Below are 25,721 nucleotides of genomic sequence, written 5' to 3' on the forward strand. Positions count from 1 at the left end.
CTTGGGCAGAATATCTGCCCAAGTCGAGCCGGGAAAAATTCATTGTTACTTTTAGTTGCTATAAACTTCAATTTCTTGTTTATCTTGACGGAAGTTATACTTCACATCTAAAGCGTGCGCCACAATTAGTTCTTGCTCAGCTTTGTGAGCGAACGGATCGCCACCAGATGGGCTAGAACGATCTGGGCGTCCAATGTAACCTGTTTTCACTGTATCTCCAGCTAGTTCGAACAGAATTGGAGCCATGTAATGCCATGCACCCATATTACGAGGTTCTTCTTGAACCCAAATAATTTCTTCTAAGTTTTTAAAGCGTTTCATAATAGATTGAACTTTTTCAGCAGGGAATGGATACAACTGTTCAATGCGAACGACATGAACTTCATCTAAGTTGTATTCATGTTTACCAGACTCGATTTCCGCTGCTAAGTCAATCGCCATTTTACCTGTACTTAAAACAAGACGTTTAACTTTATTTGGTTTCATGCCAAGGTTTTCTTGTTCTAAAGCAGGTTGGAAACGTCCTTCGCTTAACTGACTAGCAGTTGAAAGCGTAAGTGGGTGACGTAATAAACTCTTCGGCGTCATAAGTACTAAAGGTCGAACAGCTTCTGTTCCTAAAATAGATGCTTGACGACGCAAGATATGGAAGTACTGTGCTGCGCTCGTTAAGTTTGCAACTGTCCAGTTGTTTTCAGCAGCTAACTGTAAGAAACGCTCTGGACGTGCACTAGAATGCTCTGGTCCTTGACCTTCATAACCGTGTGGTAATAGAAGAACTAAACCAGATTTTTGACCCCATTTTGCTCTTCCAGCTGAAACGTATTGATCAAATAATGCTTGCGCAGTATTTGAGAAGTCACCATATTGCGCTTCCCACATAACAAGAGTTTCTGGAGCAAATACGTTATAACCATACTCGTAACCAACAACAGCAGCTTCTGATAACGGACTGTTATGAACAGAGAATGAAGCGTTAATGTTTGGTAAGCGATGTAATGGTGAATATGTTTCATTTGTATCAGTATCGTGTAATACGATGTGACGATGCGCGAATGTACCACGCTGTGAATCTTGACCAGTTAAACGAATTGGTGTACCTTCTTGTAAAATAGAAGCGAATGCTAATGACTCAGCAAGTGCCCATTCAATTTTACCGTTCTCTTCAAGAGCATCTTTACGGCGTTCAAGAATTTTCTTCACCTTCGGATATACGTTAAAGCCTTCTGGCCAAGATAATAGACCTTCATTCATTGCACGAAGTGAGTCAAGTTCAACACCAGTATCAATTGGCTGAATGCCTTTTGCAACAACATCTGGTACTTTAACGTGAATTGTTGCATCGCTCGTATCAGCTGGTGGTACTTGTGCATAATCAGATTTTAATTGTTCTTGTATAAATTGAGTAATTGTTTCAACCTCATCTGCATTTAGAACACCAGCAGCTTGTAATTGATCTGCATAAATTGCTCTTACAGTTGGGTGATTTTTAATTTTTTTGTACACTTGTGGTTGCGTAACTGCTGGGTCATCCATTTCGTTATGACCGTAGCGACGGTAACCAATTAAATCGATTAAGAAGTCTTTTTTGAACAACGTACGATATTGAATCGCCAGGTTAGCAGCAGCAAGGCAAGCTTCTGGATCATCAGCGTTCACGTGAACAATCGGAATATCAAAACCTTTTGCAAGGTCGCTTGAATATTTCGTAGAACGAGAATCATAGCTATCAGTCGTAAAACCAACTGCATTGTTTGCGATAACATGAATTGTTCCGCCCGTTTGATACGCGTTCAATCTGCTTAAGTTTAGTGTCTCAGATACAATACCTTGACCAGGGAATGCAGCGTCACCATGAACTAAAACTACGAATGATTTAGAAGTATCTTGTTCTGGAAGACCAGACTTTTTACGATTTTCTTGAGCCGCACGTGCGAAACCTTCCACAACAGGATTAACGAACTCAAGGTGACTCGGGTTATTTGCTAATGTAACGCGAGTGCTAACTTCTTCATTCCCAACGACTTGTTCTCTACCTAAATGGTATTTCACGTCGCCAGTCCAGCCAGCATTTGCCACTGCGCCTTCTATTTTTGCATGTTTGAATTCAGCAAACATGTGAGTATATGGTTTTTCTAATACGTGAGCAAGTACGCTTAGACGACCGCGGTGAGCCATACCAATCATGACATCTTCAACGCCGCCTTTAGCACCTTCTAGCACAATTTCATCTAGAATTGGTACAAGCATATCAACGCCCTCGATAGAGAAACGCTTTTGCCCAACGAATGTTTTATGCAAGAATTGCTCGAAACCTTCAACAGCTGTTAAACGTTTTAAAAGAGCAGTTCGTTTTTTATTTGATAATGGTTGACGCAATGAATTTGATTCCACCATTTGATGCAACCACGCGCGTTCTTCACTATCTTGTATATGTGAGAATTCATAAGCTAAAGATTTTGTATAAACGTCTTTTAATCTATGAATTACATCAAGTGCAGTGTGAATACCCTCTGGTGCATCTTGCCATACTGTTTTAGCTGGAATCGCTTTCAAGTCAGCATCGCTCAATTCGTTCATTGCTTTCTCAAGAAGAGATTGTCCGTTTGCAGCATCTTCCATCGGGTTGATGTGAGCCAACGTATGCCCGAAAGAACGAATCTGTTCAACGAGTTGAACGACTTTAAGAATTTTTTCAATGTTACCTGTGTTTTGAGGAGAAAAATGTGTTGCTGTGTTGTCCCCTGTTACGACATCATCTTGAAACGAAGGAGCTCCAAAAATTTCAAAAAGCTCTTGTAATTCCGGATCAACAGAACCTGCTCCAGTTACGTAAAGATCATACTGTTCAATAACATAACCAAGGTTCGGACCATGGAACTTGGCCCAAGGGTTTGTCGTTGTATTCTTCCTCGTCATTTGTTTAAACCTCCCAATGCATATAATCCTTTTCCTATACAAAAGGTGCATTTTGCTCTTTTTCAATAATTGATGAACTAATAATTAATGTAAATGTTGTCTTTACTCTTATGTTATTACAATAATTTACATAATACCAAACACTATTACTTATCTGTTTTGTAAAAAAACATTCACAATAACTTATCACCCAAGTTAATCTTTCATGTTATAAAGTAATTTTACAGAAAAATGGAGTGGATATATTTGGTATACCTACACTAACAACTATAATTGTTGCATTTACATATAGGTATAATAGTTAGAATGTTTCGATAAAATAAAGTTCGAATTATGTATATTGAAATAATAAGCGCTTTCATTGATATTATACAACAATATAACGGAATATAGTATAAAAAATAAAAGATTATGAATTTAGAGTAAACTTTATTTCGGTAGTGTTAAATATTGAAAGGAAAACGAAGGATTTCTACAAAAAAAGTGGCTAAACATAAAAAATGCTTCATAAACCGTTAGTTTCTATTAATATGCCGAAAAATACCGTAAAACAAATAACGCATTTCATCTAATAAAGCGGCAAATGAAATATTTTAAAAGGATAAAACAAATATGGAGATATTAAATTTTTATAAAAATGGAGAAGGGATATAGTAACGGATATATACATTGTTCCATGTTGCATTACAAAATAGACGTGCTGAAATTGAAAAAGTTTCTTCTATAATAAAGTGAAACTTTAATCAGTGTGGGGTTTGTCCATCCACCACTGATTATTAGCCTTCACCAATCGGGCAGTTATTTCCCACCTAAATTCCTCGTATTCACTGAATTTTGAGGTGGGAGTCTTACTGCCTGTTAATGCGGGATAAATAGCGTGAAACAAACTGAAATATATGTAAAGGAAACTTGACGTAAAGTTTACTTTACATATATACTCGATATAAGGGAGGAGGGAGAAATTTCCTTGGAAAATAAAATGGTCGAATATCGAAAAAAATTTGGACTATCTCAAGAAAAATTGGCTGAGAAACTTGGAGTTTCCAGACAAACCATCATTTCAATTGAAAAAGGGAAATATGATCCATCACTTCCATTAGCATTTGAAATAGCGAAAACATTTCAAACAACGATAGAACATGTATTTATTTATGAAGGAAAAGAAGAGGGGGAGAAAGGATGAATGATTCACAAAAGTATTTTGTTATTATGGGAATTATCTTTTTAATTATGAGTGGATTTATGATACTAGCAGGTATAATGACACATTCAGCACCACCAAGTCCTACTTATACGTTACTAGCAATGATGATTATGTGTTTCTGCTTAAGTTACTTACACCCGCAATTTAAAGAAAAAGATGAGCGAATGAAACTCATTCGTTATAAAGGGATGTTCTTCAGTTTTTTTGCATTAACAGCGTATTATCTCCTTTTCTCTATCGGCTTAAATTTAAAAGTAATGACACTATCTGCGGTTGAACTATTACATATACTTATGGCACTTACAATGAGTACCGTCTTTATCTCATTTGTTGTTTTGGCAAAAAGATATTAAGATGGAAGAGAGAAAGGAAGATTAACATATGCAAATGATGTATGCTTTTGGTATGGGGATCGTTTTATTTTTAGCGGTGTTCCTATTCATTCGTAAAGACGTTCAAGGCGGGACGTTAACGAAACGAGGATTTTATAAAATGATTGGCTGTTTAGTTGTTATGTTTATAGCGATCATCGTAATGATTGTATTAATTACTCAATCATTATAAATTTTAAAAATGAAACCTTACTTTTTGTAAGGTTTTTCTTTTTGTATAAAAACCTAAAAATTACCACAAAAACCATTTACTACATGGAAGCTATATTGTATAATCCAATAAAATAATAGAAAAGGAGAATAGTATATGAATAAAAAAGCTATCTTCTTTTTATTCACAAGTCTACTACTTGTAGCTAGTATTACTTATATAATATGTAACACACGAGAACAAGTACCACCTATATTAGTATGGGAGGACCAAGAATACTACGTTACGGATGAACCTGCTCAAGCAGAAGAAGTCGGGCAAAGGCTCGGAGAAGTGACAAAGAAAATTGAAGCAAGTAAAGCACCTACTAAAAATAGTGAATCTAATACATTACAAGAAAAAACAGAAGTATTCACAATGATTGAAGAAAAAAAAGATGATCAATCGCCTTTAATCATAAAGGAACCTTATGGTGATGAATATAGAATAGTAAGGCCGATGTTAAAGCAAGTACTATAATAGAAAAGGAGACTCATATGCAGACAATAGCTTCATATCCGTGGTCGTTAAGAAAAATATTTGTCTTTTTCCTTTGCTTTATTCTGCCTCCTATCGGTTTCATTTATATTTTGATGAATAGAGAAGCACTACAAAAGAGAGATTTCATTTTATATGTATTATTTGCTGCTATTAATATATCGCTTTGGTTATCATTGATGATTTTTGATAGGAGTATGTGGATGGTAGCGGGGCATGATGTGCTTAGCGTAATTGTTATTATTGTTTCGAATATGAATAAGGGATAACCCAGCAATTTTAAAGTTGCTGGGTTTTATTTTGATATTTATAATGAAATAACAAATCTTTAATAGAGAGTAGTGGCATTATGAGATGGAGAGCAGGAACGTTTGAAAAAATAGAAACAAACCATGCATCTATTGAACAAATTATAAATACATATAAGAAACAAAACTTAAATGGTGGAGCGGTTATAAGCTGTTTTAAAGTACATAACGAAAACTTTTTCAAAGAAATACCACATGGAGAAGATGGACACGAGCACTTTTTCAGAAGAATCTGCAACTCTTTAGATATAATCAATAACTTAGAAGAATTAAAAATACATACATCAGATAAATATAAGTTTCGTTTTAAAGAGCATCAGGCAGTCATGCTTGATGGTAGCATTGCCGCTCAAATTTTGTGGGGCGGAGCGTATGAAGCATTTCAAGAACGGCCGGTTGCTGCGAAGCAATTAGCGATTAATGTATGCCAATATATGTTCCAAGATCGATACGAAGATATTAAAGTGTTTGAAAGTGACCACCCTTGGACAGATTGGTTTTACGATGTTGTATGGGATGCTACTTGGATGGTATTAGATAGTAAGGAGCATAAAATGTGGTTAATTTGTGCTACGGATACGGATTAAAAGATAAAGAGTCTTGTAGAAATGCTACAAGGCTCTTTATCTTTTGGGAAAGAATAGAAAATAAATCGTATAAATGTTATACTAAAAAATGTTTGTAATGTAAGTTTTATACTGTTGTATAGTGATGGCTTACTAGAAAAGAAAAGGTAAGGTAAGAGGAGAATGAACGTGAAAAAGGTAAAGAAATTATTGCTACTAATGATGGTAATAGGGTTAACAGTTGGTGTTCTAGCAGGATGTGCAAACCCGAAAGATACTGCTGAAGAATTTTTAACAGCAATACAAAAAGGGGATGTAGAGAAGGCTCGTACATTCGTTGAAAGTGACAAGGAATTTAATAAACTAAATGAAAAAACAGATGATGCTGAAGCAAAAGAAATGCTAAGCGCAATTACGAAAAACTTTAAATTTGAAAAACTAGAAGAAGTATCAAAAACAGATGATAAAGCAGAAGTGAAAGTGAAAATTACATCTGCTGATCTATCTGTTGCCGTAACGAAAGCAATGGGAGAAGTTATGCCAATGGCCTTCGCTAGTGCCTTTAGCGAAGATAAAGAGCAATCTGAAAAAGCAATCGAAAAAACAATGACATCAGCTATCATTAAACATTTATCAGATAAAGATGCAATAATGGCAACACGCGAAGTTACATTGAACTTAAAGAAAAACAAAGATGGTGACTATAAAATCGTTGCTGATGATAACTTGAAAGAAGTATTGTTTGCGAATGCTAAAGCTTTGGAGAAGATGTTTGGTGGGAAGTGATTGACTTACATAAAAAAGAGACATCATATCACGTAGTAGGGTGATATGGTGTCTTTTTTTATGACCATGGAGAGGTTTGAACTCACGATATCCATTCTAAAAATTTTATATCATGTTTTTATAAATATATAACATAAAGCTAGTTGTAACAGGGAAGATACTGTATTCGATGTTTTCTTAGGCAGATCCTGTAACGTAGAAAAGTGAAATTTCTAGACCAGATTTTAATTAGTTTTCTTTCAGTTTTAATGAGGAGATGTACGAAGATGTTGTGACTATGCCTGCTGAATACTATTAATTGTGAAGTTAAATAAGACAACAATTTATTAGAGGAAGATTAGTTAGTTTAATTATAAGATTTAGGTGTTTAACAGGGTTACTAATTAATTTCAGTTCTCCCATGAAAAATTAAAGAAAAAGTATTGATTAACAAATTCGTGTTTTAAGTGAATGTGGGGGCTTCTTTAAATAAAGGTGGTCAACACTATGTAAATAATTAGGAGTGCTAAAATATGCAAAATTGCATATTAATTATTTTAAATCTTATGCTAACCTTATAATGCGAAATATAACATTTGTTGGTAATGATTCATTTTTGAAGGATAAAAAATGAGATATTACAGTGAATTGTGTGCCATCGTCCTATATTATAAACGATAATAACGAAAGCTATTTGAAGTCCTTTGAGGGAAATAAGTTATTAAAGAAGATACCATATAGAAGATTTTTCGGAATTTAAGATGTTACAAATGTCATCTTATTTTTAATGTCTGATAAAAGTGATGCCATTAGAGGGCAAAATATTGTGGTTGACTATGGATATACAATTGTATAAATAAATCATCTTGGGAATTAAGGTTGTGGATAATGAGTTTACTAATTAAAGATTTAACAAAGAAATTTGACGAGCATGTTGCAGTGAATAATTTGAATATCGAGATACCGAAAGGTGAAATATTTGGGTTCTTGGGCGGGAATGGAGCAGGTAAAACGACTACATTTCGAATGATACTTGGACTTTTATCGAAATCAAGCGGAACCATTTCATGGAATGGTAAACCTATAAATTATGATGTTACAGATAAGATTGGGTATTTACCAGAAGAACGTGGTCTTTATGCGAAAATGACTGTCAAAGAACAAGTTAACTTTTTTGCAAAATTAAAGAATATGAAAAGTAAAGATGCAGAAAAAGAACTGCACTATTGGCTGGAGCGTTTTAATATAACTGAGTATCTGAACAAAAAGGTAGGAGAACTTTCAAAAGGGAATCAGCAAAAAATTCAGCTGATAACAGCGATTATACATAAGCCTGAACTCTTAATTTTAGATGAACCATTTAGTGGTTTAGATCCAGTAAATGTTGAAATGTTAAAAGAAGCTGTTCTTGATATGCAAAAACAAGGGTCGTCGATTCTTTTTAGTTCACATCGTATGGAACATGTGGAAGAATTATGCCAACACATTTGTATCATGCACAAAGGAGTATCTGTTGTTCAGGGAGACATTGCCAAAATTAAAAGTGACTTTGGTAAAAAGAATGTTGTAATCGTTGGCGATCATGACTTTGATTATTTAAAAGAAATAAAAGGTGTGGAAAGTATGAAGAAACGTAAGAATGCAGTTACTCTTAAAATTTCATATGAAGAAGTTTCGCATGTTTTATTTAAAGAGATAACGAAATTAGGGTATGTTAAAAAGTTCGCAGTGGAAGAGCCTACACTAAATGACATCTTTATTGAGAAAGTAGGTGCACAGCATGAATAGTTTCTGGACGATTTTTTTACAAAACTATAAATCTAAGGTAAAAGCTAAATCATATATTGCTATTACAATCATAATTTCTATGTTAATTATAGGACTGATGAACTTTGACAAAATTTATAACTATTTTGTAGGTAACGAGGAAGAGCAAGTTGTCATTGTTACAGAAAAAGAAGAATTATATACAACTATTCATCAAGTGTTTAAAAATGTCGATAGTAAGATGCATGTTAAACATAGTACGGATAAACAAAAAGCAGAATCGGGCGTTAAAAATGGTGATTATTCATATGCTATCGTTGTAGAGGAATTGGAAAATAAACAACTAAAGGCTACGTATATAACTGAGACAGATGTAAATCAGCAAGATGTTAGCAAGGTTCAAACGATTTTATCTCAAATACAATCTTCTAATTTCGCTCAGCAATTGAATCTATCGCAAGATGAATTAAAGGTGTTAACGACGCCAGTAGAAATTCATACCAAAACTGTTTCAGATAAGGTTAAAGATGGAGAACATACAGAGGGTGTAGGAATTTTAATTAATACCTTTATCATGCTAAATTATTTTATGATATTATTGTATGCTGCGCAATTAGCTACAGATGTTGCAACAGAAAAATCTTCTCGTGTAATGGAGTTAGTTGTTTCAAGTATTTCGCCTACAAAACATTTATATGCGAAGCTATTCTCAACATTATTGGCAGGTATTACACAAATGATAATTTGGGGCTTGGTCGCAACTGTTGGGTATAAAATAGCAATTAATGAATCGAAAAATGATATTTTAAATAGTATTGATTTAAACTCTGTTGCTCCTACTCTAGTGGCGTATGGGATTTTATTCTTCACATTAGGATTCTTATTATATGGCTCATTATCTTGTCTACTCGGCTCTATTATTAGTCGTATAGAGGAGTCTTCTCAAGCTGTTATGCCACTGATGTTTATGTTAATTGCTGCTTTGTATATCGCACTTTATGGAATGTCAAATCCAAGCAGCACGGTTGTTACCGTTACTAGTTATATACCTTTCTTTACTCCTATTGTTATGCTCGTACGAATTGGATTCCTCAATATTCCAGTATGGGAGATTGCGCTTACATTAGCAATTCTATTAGCAACAATATGTATGATGATTGGTTTAACGAGCCGTGTTTACCGCGGCGGCGTATTATTATATGGTAAAGGTGCATTTAGTAATATAAAGAAGGCAATCAAGTTAGGGAAGAAATAAGATTAGCTCATTCATTTTTGAGACTTATATTTACAAAGAACTACATGGTTAATCTATGTAGTTCTTTGTTTTTTTGTAAAATGTATATAAATAAATATAAAAGAATGTGTTGTCAATTTAGAAAGCGTTGATAATTTAAAAAACCTTATGTTGTAAACGATAGAAAAAGAAGAAGTAGGATCATAAACACATATGCACCATTAGGTAAATACGTGGAATTTATAAAATAGGTAAGGACTGTTTCGTTCCCTACCTATCCATTTCTGAATATTAATATTCAATTTTGTATATAAAAAAATAAGCTCCGAAAAGCTTATTTTTTCATGATTATTCTCCTCTTCCTATAACTGTCATTCCTGCTGTGTAAATTGTATCTACAGAACCATCAGCGCTTACAATTTCAACTTTGTAACGGTATGTTCCATTATCTCCAATATCTTCGCCATATCCTGTGAAAGTAGAAATTTCATCATTACTTCCAGCTGGAACCCATTGATTTTTCCAATTGAAGAAAGTATCATATTCTCCCCAGCTATCTCCATATTTCTTTTCGATGCTGACATTGTAATGAATATCCTCAGTTCGGTCATTTGTAATTCTTGCAATTACGTTTTGCCCAAATCGGTATTCCGTAGCGTGTACTTGAACTGTAACACCATTCACCGTTTCGCTAGGTCCACAGATATAACGACAGAACTCGCTTGCTCCGTCGGCATGTGCTTTAGTTGTATCAATGTTCATAACCGTGAAACCGCCCAAAGCTAAAGCTCCTGTTAATAATACTTTACCAAATGTTTTCACTTGAAATTCCTCCTAAGTATATTCTCAATTCGTTCAATAGATATCACATTAAGTAGTTTTATAACATGAATCTAATCGAACGCTGTTTTTCCTCGAATGTATTCGCTAGTAATCTTGTGTCGTGTAGTAATCTAATCTCTACATAAAATTCCATAGTTTTGATTCCATATATGTATCATGATTTACATAGAATAAATCTGTTAATACGTTTTGGGTATTTACTTATCCCACCTTCCTCGTTACCTTTTATTGGTAAAATATTTTTTTTATTATATACTACTATTACCTATTTACAAGAGAAAATAATCCTGTATGCAAAAGTGCATAATAAAAAACGAACCAATACTATAGTTCGTTTTTCATCATGCTAAGTCTGATAAAGTCTCATTAACATTTTCTTTAATTTTTTGATGATTCGATTTTTTAACATCTTCAATTATAGATTTGTACCCTCATTCCATATCCTTTAACCATTCTTCACGTAGAAATATACTCGTGCCTTTCGTCCGTCTGATGGGTTTGATTTGTCCCTTTTTCAATAGCGCATTCATACGAGCCATTGAAATCCTCAATATTTCAGTCACTTCCGAAGTCAATAAAATTTCTGTTTTGGCAAATTCCCTTTTATCGAATGGTTGCATTATATATACGTCGATCATAGCAATTACTCCTTATAAAAAATGGGCCTATGTCAAACATAGACCGTTGTATACCATTGTGCTGAGTAGGTGCTTGGGTTACCTCGTGAGATATGTTCAATTTGCTCAGCGGATTGAAAATCAAACAATTTTATTACATGCAGTAAATCACAGCATCTCGTTTCCTTGAGAATTTCCGCTACCAAACTTGCATCTTCTAACGGCCCCATTTCTACATAGCGCTCCATTGTTCTGATTCCTATTTCTGTATCTTGATGCACGTAAATATGGCCATCAAAGCATACACATTCATTTTTTAATCAATAAACCCAGTCATAAATAAAATTTGTTGTAATATCGGTCATATAGAATATTTGAGCATTTTGTGTTCCATGAAATGCTTTTATACTATTAAACATAAGAAGGAATTGATTCAATGATGTTGGGGCGTGAATTCTGTTTTACTTTACTATCAATAAATCTTTCGAATACGCGTTCAACAGAATATTCTTTTGAAATTTTGCTAGTTTTCCGTTTGTGGGGTTGTCGTTTTTTTACGATTTCTTTTTCTGTGAAGTATGTTAAAGACATAAAAAAACTCCTTCATTCTCATTTAGAGTTAAAGGAGGAGTCTCGATCAAAACTTGAGCGGTACTCACCGTTAGTTTTGCTCAAAATATGAAATTATCAACAGTTGATACAAAAGGATATGATCCCGGAGAGGCTCGAACTCACGACCTCCACCCTGTCAAGGTTTGGAAGTTGGGGGTTTATGTATATCAAGTATTTTTATTACGTTTTTAACGAAAAAACCACTTCACATGAATTATTTACTAATTTTATTATAAAAGGGTCATTTATTGTTGTAAAGTGGCTAAACCTTCAAGGAATGTCTTTTTTCATAATTCTATTCGCCATATACACATTCTTTGGTGATAAAGAACCTTAATTTTAAAAAACTTTTTGAAAGATTGCTTTTCTACCTGTAATGCCCTATGGTTTCAAAGATATTATAATAGAGGAAGCTTTAAATAGTTTCCTACGGATAATGATAGTTGAATTGATCTCCTATTAACTAAGGTGTGTCGTATGACATGCCTTTTTTTATTTATATGAAGTTCCCAAAAAAAGAAGGTGAATAACTTGGAATACAAACAGGACTTTGACCATCGTTTTATTAAACCTGTCAGGCAGTTGAGAAATCAGACTCAATCAGATTTTGAACAGGTCATGGGCGTTGATAGAAGTACCATCGGAAAACTAGAACGAGGTGAAATAGAGTTCACACCGCTGTATCACAGCAAATTTAAGGACGCTATTAAACGATTACGAGTTTCTAACGTTGAGTTAGCCAGTGTTCGCAGAATCTTAGAAATGAAGGCTTCAAGAGGCTACAAATAATATCTACTATTGGAGGAATGGGAAATGGAAGTAAAAGATTTATTCGTTGAAACAAAACAAGTTATAGCTGAGTACAAGGCAAAAGCTGAGGTACTGGACAAGGAAGAACAGGAACTACAAATGGAACTAGCAGTCATGCAAGAGGAAATGACAGCGATTCTACTGGATCAGGAAAATGCGAACTTGTCAGAACGTATTTATTTAAAAGCACAAGCAAAGGGAATCAATTCAAAATTAGAAATCATTCATTCTATGATGGAAGAACTGGACGGAAAAAGATCAGCGTTGAAACGTGCTTATGTTCCAGTATTTCAAGATGTATTGAGAAAAGACCGAACTACTTCTTATGAGTATGACGTGACAGAACTTGCTATCCGTCACCGCTATGAATTGTTAACTGAGGTAGCTGAAATGGGGAAACAGTTCAAAAAACAATACCATGAAATTGCACCTGATATTTATGAAGTGTTTGAAGATACAAAAGTTAAAGAAGAGTTTCCACGTTTGGAACACTCATTCAATCAAGAACAATACCAGCCATTCTTTACATGGTTTGAGACATCTGTTGTTTCTAAGAATGAAATGTTTTCCGCTACTCGTGGGAATTTACCAGAACACTTAAAACAACCAAAGGACGTGGAATAAATGAACTTAACTAGCATTGTAAAACAAGACGTGCTAGCGGAACTGAGGAAGGGTAACACAGAAGTATTAAAAGGCTTACCACCAGTATTGGCAATGCAGTATGGATTGGCATTGCAAAATGAAGCTGGTCACTACATTGAAAAATCACCTGTCAATGATAGCGAATTATCAAAGGCCATGATTAACCAATTACAAGACAGTGGTGTCAAAGAACGCCTTATCAAAGAAATTGAAGCGGAAGAAAAGGCACACGCTGACAAGATAGCATTAGCAAAAGAGATTACAAAAGAGGTCACTGGTGAATAGCTGGTGATCTTTTCTGTTTTAAAGGAGATATGGAGAAATGGAAGCAAAGGATTGTTGCAACTTAGTTAAAGAATTTAACGGGGAAAGTAATTGGTGTGTATTAAAAGACGCCCACTGTCCGTTATTAGTTAAACATGAACGCTACAACTTTGATAAAGAAGAGATTAAGTGCGACTACTTAAATTTATTAAATGGCATTGATTCTAAACATGGCGTAGTCAAAGAGGTTTTAGTTTCCTCAAAAGAATGCAATGGCTGTAAAAGGATATTCAAAACTAGTAATTTGCGATTGAGATATTGTTCTGACATATGTAGAGAGTCAGCTAGACGAAAAACAGAAAGGAACAGTAGAATACGCAACAGTTTAGCAAAATGAGGGCTTGGTATAAAGGCATTCTCAGGCCAAAAAATGAGGGTCGGGTATATTCCTATTCAGACCTCAAAAATACTACTTAAACTGTTGCTTAATCAACTATGAAAAGAGGAACTATTATGGATAAATTAGAATATGAAGCAAGATTAAATAAGGATTATGGTGGTACTATAACGCCTGTAACACGCTACACTAACCAACATGCTACAATGCTATTCCACTGTGATAAGTGCGGTGCTGATTTTTATAACAAGGCTAGATATATGATAGGGAAAGACCATCAAAAACATATTTGTACTATGCCTTATGGAGATAGTTTTGGTACTAGGTTACAGCATGCTAGTAGTAGTAAAATGGTCTCTCACAAACGTAGAAAGAAGGAATCCCCTAATAAAATAGCAAAAAGACTATATCAAATGATTATAGAGGACTATACACCTAAACAAATAGCACAAGAATTACAAGTTAACCCAAATATAATTAAAGATCACTTTAAAGCTGAGGGACTAATTTAATTGTCCCTTTTGCTTTTGCCATTCCTTTGCTATGCTTCGATTCTCCTTTATTTCTTCTAATCCCTTATGCACGTCAGCAAAGCCCTGTTCGAATGTCGCTTGTATCCCTTTATGTACATTCTTCAAATCGCCCAACTTACTTTCTACTGAGGTGGAGGTTTCCTTACCACTTAACTCATCTAAATCGTCGCCTATGCTATTCACTTTCTTTTCCATTTCACATACCTTCGCATATATCTGTTCCAGTAACTTCTTCTCATTTTCTGTCATGGCAGCACGACCCCCTAAAATATTTTGAAAACCACCCCAAAATTATATTTTTAAGAAGCGGTCATTCGATTATAGCAAATATCTTAACCACCCCCTTCCATCCATACAGCTTAATGACTTGCAGTTGACCACTTTCTACAATATTTACCTCGTCACTATTACTATCCTTCCCCGCACAATAAAAAGAGAGTATTGAGTGATCTCAATACTCTTTTCATGGTTATTGTTCTAATCCATTAGAATACAAAGTAATATGAACATTTAAGGGATTAAGATAGGAGATTTCTACTCCCTCAACCAAGTTTTCATTTTCAAGTTCCTTGATAATTTCTTTTGCAGCCTTTTTAACATCTATTACATAATTAAAAATTTGGGCAACCCCCATTCCCATTCCTCCACCATCACAATGGCCGTTCCCAGTCCAAAATAAACATCCATCAATTATATCTTGCATGGAATGTCTTTTTTTTAGTGTTTCTTCGATTTTATCTTTTTTATAGTTATATTCCACTAAAAGATCAATTAGGTCATGTTCTTCTATATATCGAAACCCTTCTTTAATCTTTTGATTAACTAATTCATCTATTGATTCATTCGCTTTTCCAGGTAACTCCAACTGCATTTCTCTGGTTTCGCCTATATCGCCAACAGAACCAGAATGAACTTTTAATGTCATTCCATCTTTCCAAATGTACCAATATAAAAATCCATTACCAACCTTCTTAATCAATTTAGTTAATAGATCTCTTTTCAATGTTATCCCTCCAATTGAATTTATTAGGACGTCCTAATACTAATATCCCCCCGCCAGCGTCTTTAATACCTATTTTTATATAATTAAAAGTTAGTAGATTACACGAGGTTTCACTGGATTACACTGACATGCACAGGTTAACACTGATAAACATAAAAATTATTGTATAAAACTTGCTTTGATTTTTTTTTCTAAAAAAGTAATTTAAAAATTTTAGTAGAACCCTAATCTTCCGCACTAAAAGTTTAACTTGTTGTAGGTATGGGAAGATGAATTCCATTTAATACCATATAGATTCCGCAAACCATAGCATATATTTTCCAGACGGCAGACCGACCATATATACACCCCCTGCCCCCTATGGTGGGGGTATATATATAGAAATAATCAGTGCGTCACAACGTCACCGCATATTGTCCTCGCCTCGTGTCGTGCTTGCATTGTTCTTGCTGGTTCTCCTACTGTATGTAGTACGCCCAGTACTGGTATTATACAGTCCTTACATATTCATGTTCTAGCAATACGTTTTTGATTGGCACTACTGATTGAGGTTTATGATTTGTCACTGCGTACTGTCAGTGAGTTAATCACTTGTGTTAGTTAACGCTTCTCCTTAATTGATTACAATAGGTGTTTTTTCTACACCTAACACCTTGTATTTTTAGTGATTTATCTATCCTATGATATGGCTGGTTTGTGGTAATATGGAAATAACTACTTTTATAAGGGCGGTATATCAATTGATACATAAACAAATTTTTAATCGAAAACTGTTAAATGAACGATTGGAAAATTTTAAATTAGATCAGATTCCAAACTTCGATGAAAAACTAAAAATATTGACTAATTGGAAACACAGTTTAGAAGACACTGAATTTAAGAAAACTAAAGAAGAATCCTTACAAGGGAGTTTTCTAATTGACTTTTTTAGAAATGTATTAGGATATCAAGATCAAATTGGAAATGATGAGTGGAATTTAATACAGGAAAGTAAATCTTCAACAGATAGTAGCAAAGCTGACGGAGTTTTAGGCTACTTTTCACGTAATAAGCATGATGTACAAGTAATCATTGAATTAAAGGATGCAAAAACACATCTTGACAGTAAACAACGTGGGAGGAAAAATCAGCAAACGCCGGTTGAACAAGCTTTTTCTTATGCTTCTAAACAAGGTAAGAATTGTAAGTGGGTTATTGTTTCTAACTTTAAAGAAATTAGGTTTTATAGAAGTTCGACACAATCCGAGTATGAACGATTCGACATAATTGAATTAACAGACGCAGAAGAGTTCAAACGCTTTTACTATTTACTATGTAAAGAACATCTTATCGATTCAGAAAAAGATTCTAAAACAGATAAGTTTTATGATACAAATGACGCTGAAAAGGAAGAAATTAGCGACAAGTTTTATAAAGAATATAAACAGACTCGTTTAAATGTATTTGAACACTTAAAGACTCATAATCCTCTTGTAGATGAATTAGTCTTATTTGAAAAGACCCAAAAATTGATGGATAGATTTATCTTTGTATGCTTTTGTGAAGACACAGGACTTCTCCCTGAAAATACGTTTAGACGTGTAATTGAAGCTGCAAAATTATCTTATGTAGTAACTGATACACCAATTTGGGAACAATTAAAAAATCTCTTTTTGTCGATAGACAAAGGAAATGAACGAAACAACATCAATAAATTCAATGGCGGTCTATTTAAATATGACGGAGTTCTTGACTCTCTTAACATTCAAGATTCAATCTTTATAGAGTTCACACGAATTTCAAACAATAATTTTAACAGTGATTTAGATGTAAACATTTTAGGTCACATTTTTGAACAGTCTATAACTGATATAGAAGAAATGAAACAAGAGATACGTGGTGAAAAGATTGGCAGGAATGGAAAACGTAAAAAAGATGGTATCTTTTACACTCCTGAGTATATAACTAGATTTATAGTAGAAGATGCTATCGGAGGTTGGCTATCAGCTAAAAGAAAAGAGTTAGGTGAAGCAAATTTACCTGAACTTATTGATATTGATGAATGGTATAACACAAAATTGAAAGAAAGGGAAGCTGAACATGATAGAAAGCTAGATGCTATCGAAAAAAGAAAATTAAAAAGTTCAGCAAAGTCTGTTCGTACCGCTGCTGAAAATAAATGGTTAAATTTTTGGTTGGCGTATAGAGATGTACTCTCAAATATTAAAGTTTTAGACCCAGCTTGTGGTTCTGGTGCTTTTTTGAACCAAGCTTTTGATTATTTGTACAAGGAAGGCATGATTGTAAACGAGGCAATTACGGGATTAGGACAATTAACTCTGTTTGATCTAAATAAGCACATCTTAAAAAATAATTTGTTTGGAGTAGATCTAAACAAGGAATCGGTAGAAATCACAAAGCTTTCTCTTTGGCTGAAAACTGCAAATGCAACAGATGAATTGACTACACTCGATAAAAACATTCAATGTGGTAACAGTTTAATAGACAATGCAAGTCCCGCATTAAAACCTTTTGATTGGTCAGAATCTTTTAAAGACATTATGGACAATGGAGGTTTTGATGTCATTATTGGAAACCCGCCTTATGTACGTAATGAATTTATTGGTCAATACAAACCTTTTTTAGAAAAGAATTATACAGTTTTTAGTGGTAGTGCTGATTTATATACTTACTTTCTAGAAAAAAGTCTAAACTTACTTAAAGAAAAAGAAGGACGGCTGTCACTTATTTTTCCTAATAAGTTTATGAAAGCTAGATATGGAAAGCCTTTAAGAGGCTTCTTGCTTAATTATCAAATACTTAAACTTATTGACTTTGGAGATTTGCCTATATTCCAAGATGCTGTCACCTATCCTTTAATCTTATCTATGAAAAAAGCCTCTCCAAAAAAAGCATATGATATTAAAGCATGTGATGTAAAAGAAAAAAATGTTACAAATTTGGACGAATACTTAGAAGAAAACTCTTTTCCTATTAAGTCGAATAAATTAGATGACGGTTTTTGGTATATAGGCAATGCAGAGAGTACTTCCATCTTCGAAAAAATAAAAAAGCAAGGGACTTCTCTATCTAAATGGTTAGGTAAGGACATCTACGGTGGAATCAAGACTGGTTATAACACCGCTTATATTATTGATGAAGAAAAGAAAATGGAACTCATCAGTGATGATTCTAAGGCTGCGGATATTATACACCCTTTCACTATGGGTACAGATATTCGACAATATCTAGTTGCAGACAAAGATCGCTTTATTATTTTAGTTGAAAAAGGAATAGATATAAGTAATTATCCTAGTATCTTAAATCATCTTAATCAATATAAAGAACCTCTATCTAATAGAAGTGATATTAAGGGTAAAGGTGAATGGTACGAGTTAAGGGCTTGTTCTTATTATGAAGAATATAAGAAAGTAAAAATCATCTTTCCTGATATTGCACCTATACCACGCTTTTCTCTTGATACAGTAGGTAGGTATGTAGATATGACTGGCTTTTTTATTCCTTCTGACTCAAAATATTTATTAGGATTATTGAACTCAGAACTCCTTTTTTACTATATGTTTGCAACAGGTGCTGCAATCAGAGGTGGATACTTACGATTTAAGCGTCAGTATCTTAATGACTTTCCTGTAAAAACTCCTAAAAGTGCTGAGAAGCTTAGAATCGAAAATTTAGCTAATCAACTACTTGAGTTGCATACATCTTTGTATAACGAACAACAATCCTTCTTAGATTATTTGAAAGAGATGAAAGGACTAGAAAAACCTTCGAAAAAGCTAGATAAATTCTTTGATCTCTCTTACAAAGAATTTATAGGTGAATTAAATAAAAAACAGGTGAAGTTAACCGAAGTAGAAGCCTTTGATTTTAAGCCTGTCTTTGAAAAGAAAAAAGAAAAAATAATTTTAACACAACAACAAATTACAGCTGTACAATGCGAAATAGACAAGGAAGTTTACACTTTATACAATTTGAATGATAATGAGATTGCTATTATTAAAAAACAAATCGCTAACTAACTTTTACTTTCATTTAATATATACCTCTAAAAAGGCAGTTACCTCTTCAACAGGTAATTGCCTTTTGTTATACATCGGTGCCATAACTTAAAAGAATTAACACACATAAGCTTCCTCTGTAATATCGAGGTATCTAAGGGTATCGTAACTTAATGGCATAAATCCATATAGAAAAAATACGGATATGCTAAAGTGTCTATAATAGGTCAAGGTTTAGATGTACACTTGTAAGCACTACAAAATAAAAACTGTGGAAAAATCTACTCTAAAAATTTTACTGGAACTACATCTGATAGATCCCAATTCAATATAGTTTTAAGTCATCTTTCTAAAGGTGACGTCACCTTATTGCGGAACGAACACAATAAGGGAAACTATCGCTAAATAAAATGAAAGTTTTAAAGAGGGGCGTCTGAATAAATTTACAAACAAACACGCCTTACAATTACTTCTAATTGATAGCTGTAAAGAATTTGAAAATTTGAGGGGATTGGTAAAAGGACTTTAATTCGTTGAAAGGAAAAACACCCCCAAGATAGTGTTATTATAAAACTAAATGTAAAAAGGGGGATTCTTAATGCACGCAACTATTGTTCAAAATGCTTACAAGCAAAATGAAGTATTAGATATTGTTAATTCATTAGAAGATTTATGTTCACCTAATGATTCTTATGGTTGGGCTTCAGCAGGCATATATTCATTTTGGGATTATAATACCAAAGAGGTTCTTTATATTGGTCTAGCTGTCGATCTAGCAGAAAGATTCAAGCAACACAATGGTATAATACCTATGCGAGAAAACGGATGTAAATTCATTAAAATCCAAGAATACTTTACTACTAATGAGAAACTAGGATACAGTGTGTTTCTTCAATCACCATTAAGCCAACCTGTCACTAGAAAAAACATTGATACATGGTTTAAACACGACTTATCTCAAGTTTCTACTAGAGATTTCGTTTACGAACAATCAAAAAATGACCTTCGTCAAATTGAAGGGATTTTAATTGAAGCATTCAGGATGCGACATAATAGATTACCTTCATGGAATAGTGTAGGTGGTAGCATTAGTGGACAAAGAAATACTACTGAAGGAAATTATGATATTGTGTATGATTTCTCTCATCAACGTAATTCTCCTTTAGTTTCAAGATCAACTTTAAAAGAACTATCCGAAAATCCTACGTATGAGTTATACGAAAATTTTTTACACGGCATCAGACAATACATGTTATATTCCAGAATATCTTTTGACGAGGCTTTGCCTCATATTCTAAAAATAGACCACTTAAAAATTTTTGAACGTATTATAGAAGAAGATTATCTAAAGAAAAAGTTGTTATACTAAAAGATAGACTTAAATAAATTAGGGGTAAATCCTTACCCCTTTTTATTCTCATCACTTTTTAAACTTGTTTCATTCCACGTTCTTCCCCAACAAAGTGCCCCCAGTCATAAGCCAACTTCAAGATTACAATTTCATCAATTGTAAGTTTACGTTCTAAATAACCCTCAATGTAAGCCTTTGTAGGTGCACTTACACCAACTGGTCTTTTTGAGTCGGAATGGTTATGAAATAGATAATCTAACAATCTAAACCTCTCACTGTTCTCCATGTGTTTCATGTATTTAATCATTTCTTCACAAGTTTTTTGGTCATTGTTATCTTCTTCCTCGTCTCCAAACACCGCTATAGAGTTTAGGTGTCGAATTTCTTCAACTGACTTAGTACCTTCGAAATGCTTTTCTGATAATACCTTTAACAATTCAAGTTTCTCAGTATCGTCCATTTTATACATATTTACTAAAATCTCATCGGCTGTCATTTTCTTAGTCATTACAGCTGTACCTCCTAAAATAATTTAAAATCCCATTGCAAAATAATTTTTTAAGAAACGGTTATTGAATTATAGCAAAAACTTGAACCACCCTCTTCTCCATAATGCTGTACAGTGCATTTAGTAAGGGGATTGTCCATAAAGAAAAAGCTAATCGTCTCAAAATTGTTTATGAATATTCCATTTTGTACCATATGGTATTTTCAGACCGTCCTGTATATTCTTCATTTACTAGACCAGCCCATATAGAGAGGTCGCCCCCATAGGGTAGGGGCATTGTAATACAAAAAATAGCGAATCCATATGTACCGCCCAGCGTCCTCGCAAATGTCCTCGTTGATCTCGTTTATTACTTATCTGTTGTTTGTTCTTCTTTCGTTCTTCTTTCATTCGTTCTTTTCTTGCCTGTTGCCCTCACCTCGCCTCGTGTCTTTTGCCATGTCTGTTACTTCTCTTTTCGTTTATCTTACTGGTATCCTTGTCGCTGATAGTAGGGTATATAGTACGCCCAGCTTAGTCCTTAACCTATTATCTTACCAACGTAGTACCGACCAGTATTGGTATTATACAGTCCTTCCTTATCTATGTTCCAGCAATACGTTTTTGATTGACACTTTTGATTGAAAGTAATTGTAGTGTGGCTTTCAGCAAGTGTTTTCACCTGTTCCGTATCATAAACCTTACAATTGTTGACACTCGTAAAGAATGGCTGTATTATAGGATTTGCAGAGTATCAAAAAGTCGTATCAAATAGAAATTATAAAAAAGGGGAATTTAACTATGATTTATGGCTACGGACGTGTTAGCACAAATAAACAAGAACTGGATATTCAAATTAAAGCACTAAAAGAAGCAGGTGCTACAAAAATATATAAAGAAAAGATCAGTGGGGCAAAAGCTGACAGAAAAGAACTTAATCAACTATTAGAAGTAATTAAAGCTGGTGACACGCTTGTAGTAACTAAGGCTGACCGTATAGCACGTTCTTTATCACAATTAGAGACAATCGTTACTGAATTAACTAATAGAGGTGTAGCGGTACACATCATCAATATGGGAATGTTTACAGCTGAGACAATGGAGAATCCTATGACAAAACTATTATTCAATGTATTAGGTGCATTTGCTGAATTTGAACGTTCTATGATACTTGAGAGAACTCAAGAAGGCATTAAGGACGCAAGAGAGAAAGGCGTGAAGTTTGGTAGAAAGTCCAAAACTCATAAAATTGAAGGTGCTTTATTACATGCTATTAAAGAAGTTGAAGCTGGTAACATATCACAGCCTGAGGGTGCTGAATTTGCTGGGTGTAGCGTGGCAACATTTAAAAGAAGGCTGAAAGAATACCGAGAAGAACAAGGGGCTAACTAATAGCCTCTTTTATTTGTGCAGAAAAAATAATTTTGAGGCGACTGTATAAAGAGGGAGTGGAAGCGAAAAAAGTGACAATTGCATAGAAAAGCACAACTAATCCATTTTTATGAATGTAGTCGTACCAAGGGCTGAACACTACTTTTCAACATTTCACTGATTGTGCATCCCATAACTGAATTCACACATAAGATTCATGAAATTACGATATATAATACCCCCCCTCAGAAATAATCTGAGAGGGTTAATATACTATTAAGATTATGCTAGTCACTATTTAGCTAGTTTCATAAACTCGTCACTGTGGCTATCCTTGTATTTCATAAACAAGCCATAACAATCTTTTCGACTCTTACCATTTACAATACTTCTAATAGTTGCCTTAGTGACAGGGAACATTGTTTCTAACTGGTAAGGCTGATAACCTTTCACCTTGTTTAGATACAGTATTTTATATACGTCCTTATCTGTCAATTTTACGTTGTTAAATCCAATATCATTCATAAACACCTTTCCTTTCCAAATAATTTAGCCTTTTAATTCGCTTTTCTTATTCAATTATCATAATCTTCTTCATGTGGATTCTCATCAATTGGTTCTAGGTCTATAATTAAACGCTTAACAATTCCTTTTTCATCTGTTTCACCAAGTACAGAAAACCAACCTCCATTACTTTCTGTCTTTATTTGTAGTCCTAAAATATCACAGTCCCCTAATCGAATAGTTTCTGTATCTGTAGCAAACTCCCCTAAATAAATAGTGCCATTCTTAACGTTTGTTTTCATTGTTAATACCTCCAAGTATTTTTTTGGGGCTTGAATCAGCCCTTACATATAGGTACTTGCAATTTCATTTCATAATAGGACATCAGATTGATAATTTTTTTATAAGATCAATATCATAAGGGGTTTTTGTGTGAAAAGATCATGTTGTGGATTAACCTAACTAATACAAGTTCTTTTATAATTGAAGTTCTTCTAAAACTAAACACTTCATCCTTTGCTGATACCCAGTACTATCTATCATAAAGAACTTCGAATGGTGATTATAAAATACAAAAGGATAGGCGATTATGCCCATCCTCGTCTTTTCTTATATTCTTGGTCAACTTCTTCTATACATTCCTTCGAACAGAACATTGAACCTGTCGGGCTATATTCGTCACAGTAAATCCAAATATAATATCCACCACCCTCAGGTTCTTTAGGAACATATATAACTTTGTCGCAATGTCTACAGCGATAGTGCCAATGCCCTTTGTATTTCTTCTTATATGGATTGTAAGAATATCGTTCTAGTTCCAAGCCATTTCCTCCTATACTTATATCATGTTATTGATTTTTTATTCTACCTCGGCTACGCCTCGTGTTCGGGCAAAGAATGCCCTCACCACTATTTCTAGAAATAATACTATTCTATATAGCTATTAAAGTATGCCCTGAATAATCACGAAGAGGGGTAGCTTAGGCTATCCCTTGTAGTGTTATTCGGGATTGTCTTTTAATACTTATAATATTTTTATATCTTTCTTATAAGGAAATATTCAAGAAACCCAGTGTTATCAAGGGTTACAGCGTTTCTTTACTAAGCAATAAAAGTAGAGAAAGTAATTAAATTTCATTATTGAGATACTGTTCCAACAACGTTCTCATTCGCTTAGATGGAATAAAAACATCTATTGACTTTCCTGTACGAATACGACTGCGGAAAAGCCATTGAAGTAGTTCTGATAATGCAAATAAATCACCATTAAGTTGTACCCCTCGCTTATTAAAAAAGTGTTTTATCAAAGGATTTGTATAAATGTTAGCTAAATAGATACATGTCCTTTTATGTTGGAATTGGTTTGTAGCACGTGCATTTACACTTACAAAGTGTTCTTTCAACCCCATAGGTGCTAGGCTATCTTTAAACTCTTTAAAAGTAGTCCACATGACCTCATTTGTAGGTACATTACATTTATTACGGTAGAAGTTATAAGCGTTATCTCTAATGACTTTCTTTGTATCCTTATTTTTAGTTTTCTTTTTTAAATCAGACACACTAAAATAATTATGCTTATTTCCCATCTTGTTCATATCCTTTTTATCTTTAAGTGAAAGATAATAAATGTTAATCAGTTCCTTCAAATGTGAACGGTCTTCATTTTTAAAAGACACATATGGTGCTAACTTATAGTTACTACCTTCCTTTACAACTGATTTATAGACATACTCTTGACCGAATAAATCAAAATAAGCACGTTGAATCTGTCCATCAAACATATAGGTCAGAATAAAAACTTCCTCAAAACGCTTAAATATTTCCACAGGGAAGATCCAATATACTGCACTCGGTTCATTTGCTTTGTCTTCATACATCATTAAGTTCCCTGAATAAGCTAGGTTCCTCAATTTTTCAAAGTACCCTTTTCTATAATCAAGTTGCTTCCAGTGAACAACACCGTTTTGATCTACTCCAATTACCTCGTTTTCTGTTAGCATTTTTAAGTCATCTTTTGAAACATCTACTTGTTCAATAACATCCATAACTTCATCTAGGATTAGCGTGTAATTCTCCATGTCTAACAAATCAATGACTTCACTATTTATATTTTTAAAAAGTGAATGTGTAGAAACAATGTTTTTACCTTCTGAGATGAGACGTTTTATATCTTCTAGCTTTGTTTCTCCTTTACAATCAGCTTGTGGTTGGTGAAAGTTACGATTAACAGAAGTAATTATTCGTTCTACCTCATTTATAAAGGGGGTAATGTAAATAAATTTTTGATACGCTGGTGCGTTCTTCATGAACTGTATTGCCCAACTAGTTTTACCACTACCCATAATTGAATCAATAATGTTAATTTTTGTTTGTACTGGACGTTTTAATAACATACCTAAACCCCTTTTCCTCTATAGTTCTGTAAGATTCGTCTTACATATAC

The 25,721-nt window shown here is 33.9% G+C and carries 29 protein-coding genes; 18 read left to right on the forward strand and 11 right to left on the reverse strand.

What is annotated here, in order from left to right:
* Positions 1-51 precede the first annotated feature (51 nt).
* Positions 52-2,919 (reverse strand): 2-oxoglutarate dehydrogenase E1 component, encoded by a 2,868-nt coding sequence (gene odhA, locus F0362_RS06410; protein WP_000197130.1) that lies wholly within the window; start codon positions 2,917-2,919, stop codon positions 52-54.
* 967 nt (positions 2,920-3,886) lie between these two features.
* Between odhA and F0362_RS06415 the strand changes: the two genes are divergently transcribed.
* From F0362_RS06415 to F0362_RS06460, 10 genes are all read left to right on the forward strand, one after another.
* Positions 3,887-4,102: a helix-turn-helix transcriptional regulator gene (locus F0362_RS06415; protein ID WP_000428507.1), complete on the forward strand. Its 216-nt coding sequence runs from the start codon at positions 3,887-3,889 to the stop codon at positions 4,100-4,102.
* Positions 4,099-4,476 carry a hypothetical protein gene (locus F0362_RS06420; RefSeq protein ID WP_001000064.1) on the forward strand — a complete coding sequence of 126 codons (378 nt, stop codon included), beginning with the start codon at positions 4,099-4,101 and terminating at the stop codon, positions 4,474-4,476. The genes F0362_RS06415 and F0362_RS06420 overlap by 4 nt, the downstream gene beginning before the upstream one ends.
* A 28-nt stretch (positions 4,477-4,504) precedes the next feature.
* A complete protein-coding gene (locus F0362_RS06425; protein ID WP_001178305.1) occupies positions 4,505-4,687 on the forward strand; it encodes a DUF3976 domain-containing protein in 183 nt (60 codons plus the stop codon).
* A 135-nt stretch (positions 4,688-4,822) separates the two neighbouring features.
* A complete protein-coding gene (locus F0362_RS06430) occupies positions 4,823-5,185 on the forward strand; it encodes a hypothetical protein (RefSeq protein ID WP_149889696.1) in 363 nt (120 codons plus the stop codon).
* A gap of 17 nt (positions 5,186-5,202) precedes the next feature.
* Positions 5,203-5,472 carry a hypothetical protein gene (locus F0362_RS06435; RefSeq protein ID WP_001193096.1) on the forward strand — a complete coding sequence of 90 codons (270 nt, stop codon included), beginning with the start codon at positions 5,203-5,205 and terminating at the stop codon, positions 5,470-5,472.
* Between the two features lie 80 nt (positions 5,473-5,552).
* Positions 5,553-6,098, forward strand: coding sequence for a hypothetical protein (locus F0362_RS06440; RefSeq protein ID WP_001267648.1), 546 nt, complete (start codon positions 5,553-5,555; stop codon positions 6,096-6,098).
* 168 nt (positions 6,099-6,266) lie between these two features.
* Complete coding sequence (locus F0362_RS06445; RefSeq protein WP_000756068.1) at positions 6,267-6,863, forward strand: DUF4878 domain-containing protein; 597 nt, start codon at positions 6,267-6,269, stop codon at positions 6,861-6,863.
* 766 nt (positions 6,864-7,629) lie between these two features.
* Positions 7,630-7,698, forward strand: coding sequence for a hypothetical protein (locus tag F0362_RS30840; protein WP_131232464.1), 69 nt, complete (start codon positions 7,630-7,632; stop codon positions 7,696-7,698).
* A gap of 32 nt (positions 7,699-7,730) precedes the next feature.
* Positions 7,731-8,630 (forward strand): ABC transporter ATP-binding protein, encoded by a 900-nt coding sequence (locus tag F0362_RS06455; protein WP_000054721.1) that lies wholly within the window; start codon positions 7,731-7,733, stop codon positions 8,628-8,630.
* Positions 8,623-9,864, forward strand: a complete 1,242-nt coding sequence (locus F0362_RS06460; protein WP_001084157.1) for an ABC transporter permease — start codon at positions 8,623-8,625, stop codon at positions 9,862-9,864. The genes F0362_RS06455 and F0362_RS06460 overlap by 8 nt, the downstream gene beginning before the upstream one ends.
* A 327-nt stretch (positions 9,865-10,191) precedes the next feature.
* On the opposite strand, the gene F0362_RS06465 is transcribed toward F0362_RS06460, so the two are convergent.
* From F0362_RS06465 to F0362_RS06475, 3 genes are all read right to left on the reverse strand, one after another.
* Positions 10,192-10,665, reverse strand: a complete 474-nt coding sequence (locus tag F0362_RS06465) for a hypothetical protein (RefSeq protein ID WP_000846643.1) — start codon at positions 10,663-10,665, stop codon at positions 10,192-10,194.
* A 452-nt stretch (positions 10,666-11,117) separates the two neighbouring features.
* Positions 11,118-11,324: a hypothetical protein gene (locus F0362_RS06470; protein WP_000568080.1), complete on the reverse strand. Its 207-nt coding sequence runs from the start codon at positions 11,322-11,324 to the stop codon at positions 11,118-11,120.
* 32 nt (positions 11,325-11,356) lie between these two features.
* On the reverse strand, positions 11,357-11,551 hold the full coding sequence (locus F0362_RS06475; RefSeq protein WP_000443121.1) for a hypothetical protein: 195 nt from the start codon (positions 11,549-11,551) through the stop codon (positions 11,357-11,359).
* An 886-nt stretch (positions 11,552-12,437) separates the two neighbouring features.
* On the opposite strand from F0362_RS06475, the gene F0362_RS06485 reads away from it, so the two are divergent.
* The 5 genes from F0362_RS06485 (at position 12,438) to F0362_RS06505 (ending at position 14,543) form a co-directional block, all read left to right on the forward strand.
* Positions 12,438-12,704: a helix-turn-helix domain-containing protein gene (locus F0362_RS06485; protein WP_098212788.1), complete on the forward strand. Its 267-nt coding sequence runs from the start codon at positions 12,438-12,440 to the stop codon at positions 12,702-12,704.
* 24 nt (positions 12,705-12,728) lie between these two features.
* Positions 12,729-13,349 carry a hypothetical protein gene (locus F0362_RS06490; protein WP_149889697.1) on the forward strand — a complete coding sequence of 207 codons (621 nt, stop codon included), beginning with the start codon at positions 12,729-12,731 and terminating at the stop codon, positions 13,347-13,349.
* Positions 13,350-13,655 (forward strand): hypothetical protein, encoded by a 306-nt coding sequence (locus F0362_RS06495; protein WP_149889698.1) that lies wholly within the window; start codon positions 13,350-13,352, stop codon positions 13,653-13,655.
* A gap of 37 nt (positions 13,656-13,692) precedes the next feature.
* Positions 13,693-14,031, forward strand: a complete 339-nt coding sequence (locus F0362_RS06500) for a hypothetical protein (RefSeq protein ID WP_149889699.1) — start codon at positions 13,693-13,695, stop codon at positions 14,029-14,031.
* A 116-nt stretch (positions 14,032-14,147) separates the two neighbouring features.
* A complete protein-coding gene (locus tag F0362_RS06505; RefSeq protein ID WP_149889700.1) occupies positions 14,148-14,543 on the forward strand; it encodes an adenylate kinase in 396 nt (131 codons plus the stop codon).
* On the opposite strand, the gene F0362_RS06510 is transcribed toward F0362_RS06505, so the two are convergent.
* Positions 14,535-14,813, reverse strand: coding sequence for a chromosome segregation protein SMC (locus tag F0362_RS06510; protein ID WP_149889701.1), 279 nt, complete (start codon positions 14,811-14,813; stop codon positions 14,535-14,537). The genes F0362_RS06505 and F0362_RS06510 overlap by 9 nt on opposite strands.
* A gap of 220 nt (positions 14,814-15,033) precedes the next feature.
* Entirely contained in the window at positions 15,034-15,567 is a 534-nt protein-coding gene (locus F0362_RS06515) for a hypothetical protein (protein WP_149889702.1), read from the reverse strand.
* Between the two features lie 740 nt (positions 15,568-16,307).
* Between F0362_RS06515 and F0362_RS06520 the strand changes: the two genes are divergently transcribed.
* Both F0362_RS06520 and F0362_RS06530 read left to right on the forward strand, forming a co-directional pair.
* Entirely contained in the window at positions 16,308-19,586 is a 3,279-nt protein-coding gene (locus F0362_RS06520; RefSeq protein WP_172624219.1) for an Eco57I restriction-modification methylase domain-containing protein, read from the forward strand.
* A 577-nt stretch (positions 19,587-20,163) separates the two neighbouring features.
* Positions 20,164-20,934: a GIY-YIG nuclease family protein gene (locus tag F0362_RS06530; RefSeq protein ID WP_149889704.1), complete on the forward strand. Its 771-nt coding sequence runs from the start codon at positions 20,164-20,166 to the stop codon at positions 20,932-20,934.
* 58 nt (positions 20,935-20,992) lie between these two features.
* Here F0362_RS06530 and F0362_RS06535 read toward each other — a convergent pair whose 3' ends face one another.
* Positions 20,993-21,424, reverse strand: coding sequence for a hypothetical protein (locus F0362_RS06535; RefSeq protein ID WP_149889705.1), 432 nt, complete (start codon positions 21,422-21,424; stop codon positions 20,993-20,995).
* A 780-nt stretch (positions 21,425-22,204) separates the two neighbouring features.
* On the opposite strand from F0362_RS06535, the gene F0362_RS06540 reads away from it, so the two are divergent.
* Positions 22,205-22,795 (forward strand): recombinase family protein, encoded by a 591-nt coding sequence (locus F0362_RS06540; RefSeq protein WP_149889706.1) that lies wholly within the window; start codon positions 22,205-22,207, stop codon positions 22,793-22,795.
* 273 nt (positions 22,796-23,068) lie between these two features.
* On the opposite strand, the gene F0362_RS06545 is transcribed toward F0362_RS06540, so the two are convergent.
* The 4 genes from F0362_RS06545 to F0362_RS06560 all read right to left on the reverse strand — a co-directional run bounded on the left by F0362_RS06545 (position 23,069) and on the right by F0362_RS06560 (position 25,671).
* Positions 23,069-23,299 (reverse strand): hypothetical protein, encoded by a 231-nt coding sequence (locus F0362_RS06545; protein WP_149889707.1) that lies wholly within the window; start codon positions 23,297-23,299, stop codon positions 23,069-23,071.
* A gap of 50 nt (positions 23,300-23,349) precedes the next feature.
* Entirely contained in the window at positions 23,350-23,580 is a 231-nt protein-coding gene (locus tag F0362_RS06550) for a hypothetical protein (protein ID WP_113710457.1), read from the reverse strand.
* Between the two features lie 285 nt (positions 23,581-23,865).
* Complete coding sequence (locus tag F0362_RS06555) at positions 23,866-24,099, reverse strand: hypothetical protein (protein WP_098321579.1); 234 nt, start codon at positions 24,097-24,099, stop codon at positions 23,866-23,868.
* A gap of 306 nt (positions 24,100-24,405) precedes the next feature.
* Positions 24,406-25,671 carry a DEAD/DEAH box helicase family protein gene (locus F0362_RS06560; RefSeq protein WP_149889708.1) on the reverse strand — a complete coding sequence of 422 codons (1,266 nt, stop codon included), beginning with the start codon at positions 25,669-25,671 and terminating at the stop codon, positions 24,406-24,408.
* Positions 25,672-25,721: the final 50 nt, after the last annotated feature.

Source organism: Bacillus sp. BS98, assembly GCF_008432245.1.
Classification (GTDB): domain Bacteria; phylum Bacillota; class Bacilli; order Bacillales; family Bacillaceae_G; genus Bacillus_A; species Bacillus_A toyonensis.

Coding starts and splice junctions, on each gene's coding strand:
- odhA (WP_000197130.1), bottom strand. CDS start 2,919: ATGACGAGGAAGAATACAACGACAAACCCTTGGGCCAAGTTCCATGGT.
- F0362_RS06420 (WP_001000064.1), top strand. CDS start 4,099: ATGAATGATTCACAAAAGTATTTTGTTATTATGGGAATTATCTTTTTA.
- F0362_RS06425 (WP_001178305.1), top strand. CDS start 4,505: ATGCAAATGATGTATGCTTTTGGTATGGGGATCGTTTTATTTTTAGCG.
- F0362_RS06430 (WP_149889696.1), top strand. CDS start 4,823: ATGAATAAAAAAGCTATCTTCTTTTTATTCACAAGTCTACTACTTGTA.
- F0362_RS06435 (WP_001193096.1), top strand. CDS start 5,203: ATGCAGACAATAGCTTCATATCCGTGGTCGTTAAGAAAAATATTTGTC.
- F0362_RS06440 (WP_001267648.1), top strand. CDS start 5,553: ATGAGATGGAGAGCAGGAACGTTTGAAAAAATAGAAACAAACCATGCA.
- F0362_RS06455 (WP_000054721.1), top strand. CDS start 7,731: ATGAGTTTACTAATTAAAGATTTAACAAAGAAATTTGACGAGCATGTT.
- F0362_RS06460 (WP_001084157.1), top strand. CDS start 8,623: ATGAATAGTTTCTGGACGATTTTTTTACAAAACTATAAATCTAAGGTA.
- F0362_RS06470 (WP_000568080.1), bottom strand. CDS start 11,324: ATGATCGACGTATATATAATGCAACCATTCGATAAAAGGGAATTTGCC.
- F0362_RS06475 (WP_000443121.1), bottom strand. CDS start 11,551: ATGGAGCGCTATGTAGAAATGGGGCCGTTAGAAGATGCAAGTTTGGTA.
- F0362_RS06490 (WP_149889697.1), top strand. CDS start 12,729: ATGGAAGTAAAAGATTTATTCGTTGAAACAAAACAAGTTATAGCTGAG.
- F0362_RS06495 (WP_149889698.1), top strand. CDS start 13,350: ATGAACTTAACTAGCATTGTAAAACAAGACGTGCTAGCGGAACTGAGG.
- F0362_RS06500 (WP_149889699.1), top strand. CDS start 13,693: ATGGAAGCAAAGGATTGTTGCAACTTAGTTAAAGAATTTAACGGGGAA.
- F0362_RS06505 (WP_149889700.1), top strand. CDS start 14,148: ATGGATAAATTAGAATATGAAGCAAGATTAAATAAGGATTATGGTGGT.
- F0362_RS06510 (WP_149889701.1), bottom strand. CDS start 14,813: ATGACAGAAAATGAGAAGAAGTTACTGGAACAGATATATGCGAAGGTA.
- F0362_RS06530 (WP_149889704.1), top strand. CDS start 20,164: ATGCACGCAACTATTGTTCAAAATGCTTACAAGCAAAATGAAGTATTA.
- F0362_RS06535 (WP_149889705.1), bottom strand. CDS start 21,424: ATGACTAAGAAAATGACAGCCGATGAGATTTTAGTAAATATGTATAAA.
- F0362_RS06540 (WP_149889706.1), top strand. CDS start 22,205: ATGATTTATGGCTACGGACGTGTTAGCACAAATAAACAAGAACTGGAT.
- F0362_RS06545 (WP_149889707.1), bottom strand. CDS start 23,299: ATGAATGATATTGGATTTAACAACGTAAAATTGACAGATAAGGACGTA.
- F0362_RS06550 (WP_113710457.1), bottom strand. CDS start 23,580: ATGAAAACAAACGTTAAGAATGGCACTATTTATTTAGGGGAGTTTGCT.
- F0362_RS06560 (WP_149889708.1), bottom strand. CDS start 25,671: ATGTTATTAAAACGTCCAGTACAAACAAAAATTAACATTATTGATTCA.